Here is an 11781-nt window from a genome sequence, read left to right on the forward strand (position 1 = left end):
AGGTTCATCATTAGACCATTATCAAGTATGATGCAAATTAATTCCAAATTATAGATTCAGTACGATCTAGTTCATGAAGAAGGATCAACAGACCAATTCATGGAAGAAATTGGACAGAGACCATTGGGAGGCCCAGTGTTGGCTGAATGTTAAAAATACATGGGATCCAATCATTTTCAGCATTTTCGGCGAACTCCTGGATACAGTTATATGTTGAACAATATTGGGGTATGATATGCAAGCAAGGTTCTGCAGATACTGCCACAGTCTCATGACTCCGGGCAGTGAACGCTGCAGGCAGTGTGGGAGAGAGCTCTCCGATGACTCCGACAGTAATCAGTCCAGCCTTATGGGATATATGAGCGCTAAGGCAGCTCAGAAGGTCGTCTATCAAGCAAATAAGGCTGCACCGTACATGCCATATGCACCAAGGGAGGGTCAGTTGGATATCATCTGCGATATTCGTTCAGCTCTTGACGACCATAGACATATCGTGGTCGAGTCAGGCACTGGAACAGGAAAGACCATAGTTTCTTTGGCAGCAGGTCTGGAGCATGCAAAAAGAACCAGTAAGAAGGTAGTGTATCTTACCAGGACGATATCCCAGAGTGACCAGGTCATGAAGGAACTCAGGGCAATATCCTCCATACAGGATATCTCTGGAATAACTTTGACCGGGAGGAACAAGGCCTGTCCGCTTTTCAGAGGCGAGGAGTACGACAATCTTCTTCCAAATGTATTGTCTCTGATGTGCGAGGACAAGAAATCAAAAAGCAACAGAGGTTCTGCGGGCGGTTGCAGATATTACGACAGAACAAAACAGATGCTTTCCGACATTGAGAACTATTGCAGGACCAATTTCCCGACATCAGACGAATTGGACAAATACTGTATTCAGCAGGGTGTCTGTCCTTATGAGACAAGGAAGGCCCTGATGAAGGAATTCGATGTCATAGTGGCACCTTATATCCATATTCTTTCTGAAGATATAAGGGTCAATTTCCTCACCAATTTGGGTGGTGAGAACGTATCTGTACTCCTCATTGTGGACGAGGCCCACAATCTGATAGATGCTGCAAGACAGCAGGAGAGTTATTCGATATCCATCCATATGATCGAGGCCGCGATCGACGAGTGTACAGCATTCAAGAGACCAGAATTGTATGAAGGGGTGGTGATGGACGATCTGGTCAATTTTATCAAGGTCATTGTCAGGCAACTCGGAGTAAGATACATAACGTTAGGAGTCACAGAATGCAAACTTCCTAACAATGCTGTCGAGGAAATGATATACAAAAAATTCAGTCTGGATCAAAAAACGCTTGATATGGCCGTGAATAAGATGATAGAGTTGGGAGAGGACAGAATGGACGTTCTTCTGGACAAAGGAGAACAGAACATGTCCCCCATCTATGCTCTTGGGGTTGCATTGAAGAATTGGACATCTTCAGAAGGTGAAAGGTATGTCAAATCGATAAAGACACGTGATGATGGGGAATATCTTTCAGCCGCGTGCATAGACCCATCAGACATAGTAAGGTTCATGCAAGGCTTGGATGGGGCTATTCATATGTCTGGTACCCTTCAGCCTTTGGAACAGTACTACAAGGTGATGGGACTTCCAAAGAATACTTTGGCAAGAACATATCCTTCTCCGTTTCCTCCAGAGAACAAATCTGTGATATTTGTCGAAGACGTAACGACAAAATATGACGTTATGAGTAAAGACCCAGCAATGTTAACTAAGATAGAGAGGAAGATAGCATCACTTTGTAATGCGGTCGATAAGAACACGTTGATATTCTTCCCTTCATACAAGATGATGAACAGTATGCGCCCCTTCCTTGAGAGAGATATAGACAAGAGTCTGTATTGGGAAGAGCCAGGTCATCAAAATAAGACCATGCGGTCGCTTGATGTATTCAGGAAAGGTAATGATGGTATTTTCTGCTGTGTGATCGGTGGTTCAGTTGCTGAAGGTATAGATTTTCCAGGTGATGAACTTTGTTTTGCAATTTTGGTAGGTATACAGTTCCCTCCGCCGTCCTTGGAATTGAAGGCGATGAGCGATATGTACGACCAACGTTACGGTGCGGGCATGGGATGGAAGTATCTTCAGGAGACACCTGCAGTGCGTAAAATGAGGCAGGCGATAGGTCGTTTGATAAGGACGGAGACGGACAGAGGGATGGCCGTAATACTTGATTCACGCGCTTCAAGATACCAGAGGCAACTCGAGGCAAAACCCTCTGACGATCCAGTAAGAGATGTTGTGCAGTTCTTTGCCAAACATTAAAAATAGCTATATACATCCTTTAAAATTGTTGTATCATGGCACTGTTGAATGTACTTGTCAATGTCAGATATTGGATATTGGCAGGCGTCATATGTGCATTCTTGATAGGTTCTATCGGAGACATAGCTTCGACATTGCTCATAGTCGTTCTGATAATCCAGATGTCCTTGTCAATGGAGGGTCTCACCCTACGTACCAAGGACATATCAGATAATTCCAAGGGAATAATACTTTCACTTGTTTCGTGTTTTGTGATAAGTAGTGGTTCAGCTTTATTGATGGGGCTTTTCTTCAGATCTGCATATCCTGATATATGGAGTGGGTGGGTAATGCTTGCCGCAACACCTTGTGCAGTGTCGGTCATAACATTTGCGCTTTATTTGAAAGGTGATATCAAATTATCGATATTGGCGACAACTGTCATTTACTTATGTGCTTTGATATTCACTCCTTTGATGACATACATATTTGCTGGGGATGCGGTGAATCCTCTTCAGATATTGAAATATGTTGTATTATTCATCGTTATACCTTTGGTTGCGACATATCCATTGAAGAGATTGCATCTTAACAGGGATGTCAAGGTCATCGGGATCAACATGATGATGTTCATGATGGTGCTGTTATCCGTGGGGTTCAATAGAGACTATTTCTTCAGTGAACCTACTATGGTGGTGTATATCGCTTTGGCATCTTTTGTTAGGATATTCATTGTCAGTCTTGTGATGTTCTACATAATGAAGAGAGCAGAAGTTCAAAGGGATAAGGCGTTCGTATATCTGGGAATGGCAGTTTGGAAGAATTCCGGGTTAGCATCAACATTGTGCATACTGCTTCTTGCAGATGCTCCGGAGGCTGTACTTCCTTGTGTTATATCTCTCCTTGTGGAGACCATATGGTTCGGTTCGTTGAGTGGTTATTTCAATAAGAAATGGCCGCACAGTTCAGTTGAAGGAGAGCCTGTCACACTTTGATCCCCTATGTTTGTATATAATGTAAACCGAGTTTGTTTGTCGATGTGTCTTTAAATATGATAATATATTAGGGAGGAACAAGCGGAGATAGCTAAGCCTGGCCCACGGCGCCGGTCTTGAAAACCGGTGGTGTCTCACCACGGGAGTTCGAATCTCCCTCTCCGCGCTAACTTTTTTGTCCAGATCGTCATTTTTTGGAGTTCAAATTTTTTGGGGATTTCTAGATTTCTGTATATAATGAACTGGATTCAAACTTAACTTTTATTGATGTAATATTCCTGCTGTCTAGGAGGGACACGCGGGGCAGTGAAACGACACAATTCCTTCAGTATTTTGCACAAAAACTTAAAGAAATATATTTGCTGATTATTGTTTTAAACAAATATACATATATACATATATACATAACAAGTATCATATACTCAGATTCATATATACACCTGAGGAAAAAATATGAAATCATTAAATGAAAAAGAAAAATCAATCAAAAAAAAGTTTGGTAAGACAGAAAAGAAAGTAAAAGCCTCGTTGAATGAGACAGAAGACAAAGTAAAAATCTCGCTGAATGATACAGAAAAGTCAGTTAAAAAAAAGCTTGGCAAGACAGAAGACAAGATGAAGTCATCTCTGGATAAAACCGAAAAATCAGTAAAAAAGTCTTTAGGCGAGTCAAAAGATAAAATAAATTCTTCGCTGAGCAAAACTAAAAAATCTGTTAAAAAATCTTTAGATAAATGAGTAGAAATTAAGACCTCTTTAGGATTCTGCAGTAGAGCGATAAAATAACGGTCGATTGTTGGATCTTAAAATTTTTTATTGAATTTTTAGATGAGTATGCATATTTTCAATATCGTTATAAATTATGCATTGTAAGCGAACGTGGTCTGATTAAGAGGTCTTGGGTCTTTTGATATTAATGGGATTATAAATGAAAATATACGATATTTTTAATATCTATATACGTATATACAATTATGACAATATGTGATTTAGATCCAGAGACAGTAAACGATCTTAAGAATATGATCTGGGATTATGATCTGACGAAACAACAGGCCATTAGCTATTACTTTTATCAGAAAGGCAATACTATGCAAGAGATTGCAGAGATGTTGGATATTAAACAGCCAAATGTCTCAGCACACATATCCAAAGCTAAAGTGAAGATAATCGAAAAGACCGGTGTGAAGCTTGATTTGATTTGCAATGCTCGGAAAAAAGATACGTTTCTCGATTGAGATACGAAAATTCAATCAAGGTTGCGATATTCGATCATCGATTCTTTTGGTAATGCAAATTTCAATTTTGCTATAGTTTGTATGAATAATAATGGGGAAAATAAAAATACTGTGTGAAAGAACCTACGTAACATCGTGAAATAAAAATAGCAAGAGCAGGTCACAATCACATAGGATTATTGATTTCAGGGTTTAGGAATAATGTGAAAATATGGTCTCTATATTCGAACAGATAAAAAGATTCATCATCGGAACGATCGTAGGTGTAGCCTCGATGCTTCCTGGGGTCAGCGGTGGGATAATCGCTGTCTGTTTTGGAATATATGAACGATTGGTAGCAGACCTTGCGGACCTAAGACATAGACTCAAGATGGATTTTGTATTCATATCGGTAATTGGATTGGGCATTTTATTTGGTATGGTGGTCTCTGCATTTGGATTGGACTATTTGATGAATAAATATCTGGTCCTCGCCTTGTTCTTTTTCTTCGGCCTTATAATCGGACAGATACCAGAATTATGGAACATAACAAAACCTAAAAGTAATAAATTTAACAAATACAACGTAGTTGCATTGATAATCGGGTTTTCTGCAATGCTTGTCATTTTAAAATTGGGGATCGGAGAAGACGTATCTGTAGGACACAATATGTGGTCGTATCTGTGTCTTATTTTTGTGGGTGTCGTAATTGCGGTATCAAAATTGGCACCAGGCATAAGCGGTTCAGCGATACTGTTGGCACTTGGCCTTTATCAGCCATTGATGAATGCCGTCACTAATTATGATTGGGCATTATTGATTCCTCTTGGAATCGGATTGATAGTAGGTGTTCTAGGTTTTGCAAAAGTTATAAATTATGCCTTGAACTACCACAGAATATCTACTTATTGTACAATATTGGGTCTTACGGTGGGCTCTGTGATCGTCATATTTAGTTATGCTTACGCAGAGATTACATCTGTTTCCGATGTTCTCGGTGGAATATTGGCAATCTTCATAGGAGTTGGAATGAGTATTTTGTTTGTCAAGATAGGAAAGATCTCTTTCAATCAAAATCAAACAAATGAAACTTTGTAAGTTGTATTGATTAAAATCTCATATGTAAGTTATATTTCAAGATGACTGGTTAATTTTTGATTTGTAATTTGATGAATTTGATATAAACCATGTTTTTTGTATGGTTGAATCCTTGACATATGTTCGAGAATATTATTTTGAGCTAAATTATGTATTGTGTTTTGATTGATGACAATTTACTTTTGTCTTTACACGAACTTGTTTTTTTTATAGAATATTGATTGCTTGTGAGTGAATTAAGTGATAATTAGGTTATATTTTGTAATATAGAATTATAAACGATACATGATAATGTAAGTCGTTACCGTCGTTATTTTGACAGAGATGACCGTATTCCATTAATGATGTTGGCAAATCTATTTGCATCAAATTGGCATATCGGGTTTGCTGAATTCAATCATTTAACAACAAAGTGTGTTAGGCATTCTTGTTGATGTGATGATATGATAAAAAGATGTGAAACTCATGGAGACGATATTCGCAGACAAATTATCAAAGAGATATGAGGATAATTTGGCGGTCAATTCCCTTTCTTTGTCCATATGCCCAGAGATATACGGTCTTCTTGGACCCAACGGATCTGGTAAGACAACCACCGTGAATATGTTGACAACAATGATGAGGCCGACATCTGGAAATGCTACGATCTGCGGTCATGATATAAGGACAGAACAGAAATCCATCAGGGAATGTATGAGTTACGTTCCGCAGTATATCGCTGCAGATACAAAGCTTACAGGCAGAGAAAATGTGAACCTCTATGCTAAACTGTATGGGCTGAAGGATAAATCAGAAAGAAGATCAAAGGTCGATGAGGCCTTGTCCATGATGGGCCTTTTGGAACGTGCTGAAGATCTTACAAAAACATATTCCGGCGGAATGCACAGAAGGTTGGAGATCGCCCAGGCATTGGTACATGACCCAGAGATTCTTTTTTTAGATGAACCGACCGTTGGTCTTGACGTCTCTGCAAGAAGATCCATATGGAAGCACATCGTAAATTTGAAACATAATGGAATGACGATCTTCGTGACGACCCATCAGATGGAAGAGGCAGAAAGGTATTGCGACCGCGTTGGCATAATGAAACTCGGAAATCTTCTCAGAGAGGGTAAACCCGCAGATCTTACAGCTTCGGTGAAATCGATAATCTCGATAGGTGCGGAAGGTCCTGTACCGGAATCGCTTATTGAAAAGATACAATTGATAAAGAATGAGAATGGGGAAGCGATATTCCTTTCTGAGGACTCAACGGACATGGATGATATCCTTTCCGCATATGAGATGGAAGGAAAAAGGATAATAACATCATCGATAAGAAAACCCACTTTGGAGGACATTTATCTCCTTTCTATAGACAAAGGTACAGAAGACATCGGGTCATTCGATCGTGGACAGTTCAACAATATGATGAGGAGGAGATGAGCATGTACAGAATGTTCGCCTACATAGAGCGTGACCTCATAAGATGGGGACGTTCGCCTCTCAATATCATTGCGACATTGGCTATGCCTGCGGCTTGGCTAATATTTGTGGGATTGATCATGCCGGTAAAGTATGACAATTATCTCGATTTCGTGACTCCCGGTGTTTTGATACTTACCATGATGACAGCTGGTCTTGCCGCCGGTTCATCCATAATGTTCGATAAGACGCTGGGCTATCTGAATAAGTTTTTGGCATTACCCGCTCCCAGAGAGAGTATATTGGCTGGCAAGATCATCTTCATCACAGTGAGAGGATTGCTGCAGACAACTGTCATATTGGTCATAGCGATCCTTATAGGGGCCACTGTTCAATCATTCATATGTTATTTAGAGATCTATCTTGTATTATTCCTGTTCGGGGTCATGATGTCAGCACTTGGATCTACAGTAGCACTCTATCTCAATGATCACGATACTTATGCTGCATTCCAAGGGATGGTATCCATGCCTCTGTATTTTGCATCAACGGCGTTGATACCTTATGATCAGATGCCAGAGGCATTGAAGATCGTATCCACGTTGAATCCATTGACCTATGCGATAGATGCAATAAGGGATCTGGCTGCAGGTGAGGTTCCACTGATGGAGATCGGCGTATTATTCCTATTGACAGTGGCCATATTGTTGATATGCGCCTATAAATTCCGTAAGGTAACCATACAGTGAAAAATAATAAATTATCGCGGACAGGATCTGGTCCGCAGTTAAAAATTAAAATATCAGATCTTTTTCTTCATTCTCATCCGTTTATCGATCTTTGTGGCTATTTCTGAAAGATTTTCATTCCATCCTTCGACCTCGTTAGATGTAATGATGTCGATGTTGCCTCCCTGATATTCGCCTTCGCCTGCAAGTTCTTCCATCCAGGATTCGATCTCGACGTAGTTCTCTTTGAGCTCTTCTAGTATCTTTTCATCTGCATTCCAAAGACCGCGTTGGTTTGCCTCCAACATGCGTCTTGCGATCTCTTCCAGAGCATACGGGTTGTTCTCTTGGAAGAACTTCTTCATCTCTGGGTCATTGACAAATGTGGATGTTATCTGATCGAATATCCAGTCATCTACTTCATGTGTGGATGCTTCCCATCCGTAGACACGGGTTATCCGTTTCATCATGTCAGTTGCACCCTTGTAACCGTGTTGTTTCTCTCCCTCAATCCAGCGAGGATTGAATAATTTCGTTCTAACTGTTCTGCGTATCTCGTCCGCTAATGTATGGACATTTATGTCCTTCGGTTCACGAGTGTCGCCATAATACGATCTCACTTCTTTTCCCGAAAGCTGTCTGGATGCTGCTGTAAGTCCCCCTTGGTTACTGAAGTAGGAGCAACATCCAAGAAGATCATGTTCGTCAGTGGCGGTCTTGTTATAAGTGATGCTGACCGTTGAGAGATTTGATGCGAATTGACCATGCATGGCCTTTCCGTTCCTGTTACCTCCGTATGCATAACCGTTGGATGTTATGTAGATGTCAGAAAGGTCCTTTTCTGTTTTCCAAGAACTGGCAAAGACAGCCAGATTAACACCAGATACGTAGGATCCGGGAGGAGCGCAGAAGAATCTTGCTGTTGCCTCATCGATATCAACGCCTTCACAAAGTGATGTCTGGGTATGTTTCCTGATAAAATTCATATCTTCAGGTTCATCCAATTCCGATAGTTCGCGTACTGCGGCATCCAATAGGTCGACGCAATTCATGAAATTGTCCCTTAATATTCCGGATGTGCGCACTGTCACATCTATGCGGGGATGTCTCATTTCCTCCAATGGTATGATCTTGTAATTGTGTACTTGTCCGTTAGGGCCCCATATCGGCTTTACACCAATTAAAGACATGATCTGGGACATTACTTCTCCGTCTGCCATCAGAAGATCGTTGCACATCCAGAAGAATGCTATATTCTCAGGTATTTCTCCGGTGTCATCAAGATATTTCTTGATGATCCCGTCAGCCAATATTATTCCAACCCTCCATGCTGTGTTGGTTGGCAGGCGGTGCGGGTCGAGGGAATAGAAGTTCTTACCTGTCGGTAAGATATCTGGACGCCCTCTCGTTATTAGTCCTGATGGTCCGGGAGGTACATATCCTCCTGCCAATCCATTTAAGAGAGCTTCGATCTCATGGGAATCATCGATGCGTTTGGAAATGTCCATTACTTTTTCCTTGTACATATCCAGCAGAGATATCTGGTCTTCATTCGCGTCCAGGCATAGTATGTTCAATGCCTCGTCGGCATTTTTTCCTTCAAGGAGCATGCCGATCATATCGCGTGTTTTGTTACCTATCAGTTCTATTACTGCACCATTTGAAAGTCCCATATCGAGATCGTAGCCTTCTTGATTTTTGTACATATGATCAAGATCAACTTCCATGATCTCCGCGATAAGGTCCTTTATAGAACCAGAACCAGCATCATACTTCAATATGGAGTTAATGAATTCTACTCTCATATTGCCTTCTGGAACTGTGCCAATTATATGCATGCCCATGTTCATCTGTGAGTTCCTTATCTTTGAAAGGATCTCGTGGCATTTTCTAACACACTCATCAAGAGGGGTGTCATGTGTCAGGTTAAGTTCAGTGAGGTTGGCTTTTTTGGCGGCATCCATTATCATATGTTTCAATTGATGTGAATGGGAAGGATCTTGGCGGGCATTTTCGTATTGTTCAAGGAGATTTTCAAGGTCTGTGAAGTCATCGTATAGTGAACTTCCTACCATTACACATTGCATATGATCTACCAATGTGGCACATGATCTTCTTTTTGCGATCGTACCTTCTGGCGGGTTGTCAGAATTATAGATGTACAGATGAGGTACCTTACCGATGCCGATCATAGGGTAACAATTATCTACGCTCATCCCTGTTGTCTTGCCTGGAAGGAACTCAAGGTTTCCATGGGTTCCTACGTGAACGACCGCATCTGCACCCCACATCTCCTCGTAGTAGAAGTATGTGGCCAAATACTGATGTGTAGGGGGACATAGAGGGTCGTGCAGTATCTTGCACACTTCTCCATCGCATCTAGCGCCGTAACATCCTCTCTTCGGTTGTACTGCAAGTATGGCATTGCCATATGAGACACCGGTTATCAGGATCTCGTTGTCAAGCACCATGCTCTTACCTGGAGGTTCTCCCCAGGTATCGACGATCTTCTTTTTCAGTGTGGGTTCCAGTGTCTCGAAGTATCTATTGTACTCGTCCACCGGCATCCTGTAGATGACACCGCCATGTTTGCTTATTTCTTGTACAGTGGTCCATCTGAACTCAGATATGGCCTTGTGGTCCATTATGTTTGCAATGAGCGCTTTTCCATTCTCGGGTGGGTCCACAGAATATCCTTCTGCTTTCATTGATTTCAGGATATTTGCCATGCTCTCATGGGTATCCAGATGGGATGCCCCTCCGACGTTTGCCTCAACACTGGCACATGGATTATTATTAAAGAAGAATACGATCTTCCTTTCGTTGACAGGCTTTTGTCCCATCTTTATTCTTCTCATTACACGTTCTGCAAGTCTTTTGCTGCTTGCAGGTATCAATGTGCGTTGGTAATCCATCTCTTCATTCGGACGTGTTGCTGCCAGCATAATTGGTTCGATCATTCCTTCGAATTCAGGGAATGCGATCATCCATGCTATGTCCTCTGTCAGTCCTGGTGAGTTCTCCCATTTCTCGATAGACTGATGTGTGGCTATTACTGGTTGGAATACGGGAATATTTAACTTTTCTAATAGTTCTGCTCCTGAAATGGCAGCTGATTTCTTATCTTCTCCGTTCTCAGAGAAACCTACTAGGAACGATGCCAATTTAACAATTGCAGAAACCATCGGCTTATCATCTTTCATGAGGTATTTTTTTATGCCATCTGCTATGTTTATGGAACCTCTTTCCTTGCTGCTTGTGGACAAGGAGTAGAACATTATGACGTTGGCTCCTTCTTTTTCAATGTCACGTAAAACAGGGAATTCAACGCCCGCACATCCGTCAGATGCCCATGATGAACGTGTTGCAATTATGCCAACCCATGGTTTTTTTGGATCGTACTTATACCATTCGAGATACTCTTCCGTCGAATCAAATATATGTCCATTGGCATCAGGATGAATGATCCCTTGCCAGGGGATCTCTTCCGGTGGAAGCGCTACTTTATTTGCACCCATGAGAACGTTGTTGAGGTAGACCATCAAACGGTTGCAGTTCTCTTGACCATTGTTTATGAGGTATGTGTAAGCTTTTATTGCGATGTCATGATCTACATTTGTATTGGCCCAATAAGTAGGGTCGGTTCCTACCGATATCAATTTTTTCGATGAAGAATATTTGCTAGTTATTTCTTCGATCTGACCCCAAAATTGTTGATTGTTCTTGTAATACAGGATTATGTCAGCATCTTTGATCGCTTCTTCCAGACGTGACATGGATGACGGATTGGCTTCTGCTTCGTGATGTGTCAATATAAAAAGATCTATTGAGGATTCATATGCGGCCTTCTTCATCATGGATCCATATGTGTCCCATGCGACCATTACAATCTTGGTCTTTTTATTCATCTTTAAATCACCTTGCACCATCGGCCTTGAGCTAACGTATGACCGTGTTTGAATCAAGATGTGATAACCTTTCAATTAGATAATCTTTAACTAAAAATTAACACCCATCACATAAGTAACTGATTTTATTATGTTGCGTATGATTTGTTGACTCG

At 41.1% G+C, this 11781-nt stretch carries 8 protein-coding genes and 1 tRNA gene; 8 read left to right on the forward strand and 1 reads right to left on the reverse strand.

What is annotated here, in order from left to right; translation table 11 throughout:
• Window positions 1–235 precede the first annotated feature (235 nt).
• From KRP56_03900 to KRP56_03935, 8 genes are all read left to right on the forward strand, one after another.
• Window positions 236–2296 carry an ATP-dependent DNA helicase gene (locus KRP56_03900; GenBank protein UAL07004.1) on the forward strand — a complete coding sequence of 687 codons (2061 nt, stop codon included), beginning with the start codon at window positions 236–238 and terminating at the stop codon, window positions 2294–2296.
• A 35-nt stretch (window positions 2297–2331) separates the two neighbouring features.
• On the forward strand, window positions 2332–3270 hold the full coding sequence (locus tag KRP56_03905; GenBank protein UAL07005.1) for a Na+-dependent transporter: 939 nt from the start codon (window positions 2332–2334) through the stop codon (window positions 3268–3270).
• 81 nt (window positions 3271–3351) lie between these two features.
• Window positions 3352–3436: transfer RNA gene (locus tag KRP56_03910), tRNA-Ser, on the forward strand.
• Window positions 3437–3723: 287 nt separating this feature from the next.
• Window positions 3724–4008: a hypothetical protein gene (locus KRP56_03915; protein UAL07006.1), complete on the forward strand. Its 285-nt coding sequence runs from the start codon at window positions 3724–3726 to the stop codon at window positions 4006–4008.
• Between the two features lie 236 nt (window positions 4009–4244).
• Entirely contained in the window at window positions 4245–4508 is a 264-nt protein-coding gene (locus KRP56_03920; GenBank protein ID UAL07007.1) for a helix-turn-helix transcriptional regulator, read from the forward strand.
• Between the two features lie 211 nt (window positions 4509–4719).
• On the forward strand, window positions 4720–5586 hold the full coding sequence (locus KRP56_03925; protein ID UAL07008.1) for a DUF368 domain-containing protein: 867 nt from the start codon (window positions 4720–4722) through the stop codon (window positions 5584–5586).
• A 465-nt stretch (window positions 5587–6051) separates the two neighbouring features.
• Window positions 6052–7011 (forward strand): ATP-binding cassette domain-containing protein, encoded by a 960-nt coding sequence (locus KRP56_03930; GenBank protein UAL07009.1) that lies wholly within the window; start codon window positions 6052–6054, stop codon window positions 7009–7011.
• Window positions 7008–7739 carry an ABC transporter permease gene (locus tag KRP56_03935; GenBank protein UAL07010.1) on the forward strand — a complete coding sequence of 244 codons (732 nt, stop codon included), beginning with the start codon at window positions 7008–7010 and terminating at the stop codon, window positions 7737–7739. The genes KRP56_03930 and KRP56_03935 overlap by 4 nt, the downstream gene beginning before the upstream one ends.
• A 53-nt stretch (window positions 7740–7792) precedes the next feature.
• Here the strand turns inward: KRP56_03935 and cobN are convergent, their stop codons facing one another.
• Window positions 7793–11626 (reverse strand): cobaltochelatase subunit CobN, encoded by a 3834-nt coding sequence (gene cobN, locus KRP56_03940; protein UAL07011.1) that lies wholly within the window; start codon window positions 11624–11626, stop codon window positions 7793–7795.
• Between the last annotated feature and the right edge of the window lie 155 nt (window positions 11627–11781).

Origin of the sequence: Candidatus Methanogranum gryphiswaldense (assembly GCA_019262145.1) — an archaeon.
GTDB lineage: Archaea > Thermoplasmatota > Thermoplasmata > Methanomassiliicoccales > Methanomethylophilaceae > Methanogranum > Methanogranum gryphiswaldense.